This window comes from Streptomyces sp. NPDC025784, from assembly GCF_055558435.1.
The window spans coordinates 1-1,670 of record NZ_JBVHMN010000046.1 but is presented as its reverse complement, the minus strand read 5'-3'; the positions used below and the strand labels follow the sequence as shown (position 1 = coordinate 1,670).

The window sequence follows — 1,670 nt, the reverse complement described above, 5'->3', positions numbered from 1 at the left end:
GGCGTGAGGATGTCGTGGTCCGCGAAATGCAACTGGAAGCTGGACACCCCCGGCAGGGTGCCTGCGGGCGCGCGGATCTCGGCGGGGAAGTTCGGCAGGGTCGAGAGGTCGTTGCCGAAGGAAGCGGTCTCGGAGGTGAAGCGGTCGCCGGTGAGCTGCATACCGTCACCGGAGTCCCCCGCGAACCGGATGATCACCCGGTCCAGCCGGCGGACGTCCTTCGTCCCGGCCGGTTTGCGCTGTTCCCCTACGACGGCTCCATCGGCATGCTCCGCTGGGCTACTGACCTGGCTCGTCACTGAACTGGACCTCCTTCGAGGCGGCTGTCGGGGAGCGGCCTTCCCGCAGACCTTCCCCTTTTCAACCCTACGTCGGTAAGGGTCGCCTTCCCGTGGCCATTCACATGATGGACATCAATCTGAGACGGCCCGGCACCCTGACTTGTCATGATTTACCCGCCCCCCGGGTTCTTTCCTGGATGACGCTCCCGGCTCGTCCGTCGGTTCTGGGCTTGTTGTGGGCTTTCCGTGCGGCGGGGCCCGTGCTGCGCCGAGCCTCGACCCATAACTGACACAGTGTCAGCCCGTCATGAGTTCAGGTAGGTGAGCACCGCGAGAACACGCCGGTGATCCCCGTCACTCGGCGACAGTCCCAGCTTCAGGAAGATGTTGCTGACGTGCTTCTCGACGGCTCCGTCGCTGACCACCAGCTGCCGTGCGATCGCCGAGTTCGTCCGCCCCTCGGCCATCAGCCCCAGGACCTCCCGCTCCCGGGGCGTGAGCCCGGCCAGCACGTCCTGCTTGCGGCTGCGCCCGAGCAGCTGCGCCACGACCTCCGGGTCGAGCGCGGTGCCCCCCTGGGCCACCCGCACCACCGCGTCCACGAACTCCCGCACCTCGGCCACGCGGTCCTTGAGCAGATAGCCGACCCCGCGGCTGGAACCGGCCAGCAGTTCGGTGGCGTACTGCTCCTCCACGTACTGCGACAGCACGAGCACACCGAGGCCGGGATGCGCCTTGCGCAGCTGCACCGCGGCCCTGACCCCCTCGTCGGTGTGCGTCGGCGGCATCCGCACATCGGCCACGACCACGTCCGGCAGCGCGTCCTGCGCCGCGAACTCGGTGATGGTCTTGATCAGCGCCTCACCGTCGCCGACGCCGGCCACGACGTCATGCCCGCGGTCCGTCAACAACCGGGTCAGGCCCTCCCTGAGCAGCACTGAATCCTCGGCGATGACCACCCGCACCCTGTCCTCCACGATTCTCGGCCCCCCAGAGCCCGTCCCCGGACCGGACCGAGGGTGTCCCGGCCCGTCCGGGGTCCGCTCCCGGCCCGTGCCGGGTTCGTCCCCGCTCGTACGACAGACCCCAGCATTCCAGCATTCGGACCGGCATGCGCCCGGGCAACGTGATTGGGGAGGCATGACTTCGGGTTTCGGCCGCCATGCGACCGACAACGATCACCGGGCGCCCCGGTGGAGCGCCGATTTTCGGCCCGCCCCGGGCCAGAGGCGAGACCTGAGGGCATCGGCCACCCCACGGGACCCCACCCCCGCACGGACGGGGCTGTGCCGGTGGGCCCCGCGCACCCGCCCTCAGCCAGTGGCCGCAACCCACTACTGCCCGCACCCGGCGTCCTACGGAAGGGACCCCGCGCACCCGCCCTCAGCC

General features: G+C 69.7%; 1 protein-coding gene and 1 pseudogene. Both read right to left on the bottom strand.

All coding sequences use genetic code 11. The features are described from left to right. Window positions 1-299, bottom strand: a pseudogene (locus ACZ4IF_RS44530) (2-oxoacid:acceptor oxidoreductase subunit alpha); the annotation flags it as partial. Between the two features lie 287 nt (window positions 300-586). Beyond that, window positions 587-1,246, bottom strand: a complete 660-nt coding sequence (locus ACZ4IF_RS44525; RefSeq protein ID WP_306453571.1) for a response regulator transcription factor — start codon at window positions 1,244-1,246, stop codon at window positions 587-589. Window positions 1,247-1,670 lie beyond the last annotated feature (424 nt).